Annotated in this window: 1 pseudogene; it reads left to right on the top strand. The window is 62.7% G+C overall.

Features of this window, described 5'->3' with window-relative positions:
- Positions 1–362 (top strand): annotated as a pseudogene (locus G8346_RS00275) (hypothetical protein); the annotation flags it as partial.

The raw sequence follows: 362 nt of genomic DNA, 5'->3' as shown, positions 1-362 counted from the left end.
GAAGGCGAGTTCCGCGACATCGTGGCGGGCGTCAACAATACCCTCGATGCCGTCATCGGCCCCCTGAACGTCGCCGCCGGCTACGTCGACCGCATTTCCAAGGGCGATATCCCCGAGAAGATCACCGACGAGTACAAGGGCGACTTCAACGCCCTGAAGAACAACCTCAACACCTGCATCAACGCCGTCAACGCGCTGGTGAGAGACGCCAACATGCTTTCCGAGGCCGCACTGGCCGGCAAGCTGGAGACGCGGGCGGACGCCTCGCACCACCAGGGTGACTTCAAGAAGATCGTCGATGGCGTCAACGCCACCCTCGATGCCGTCGTCGGGCCCATCAACCAGGTCAAGCGCGTCATGGT

The sequence above is a fragment of the Thioalkalivibrio sp. XN279 genome (assembly GCF_011089885.1).
Classification (GTDB): Bacteria; Pseudomonadota; Gammaproteobacteria; order Steroidobacterales; family XN24; genus XN24.
Note: the sequence above shows the minus strand (reverse complement) of the source record. Positions and strands in the feature narration are given on the sequence as shown.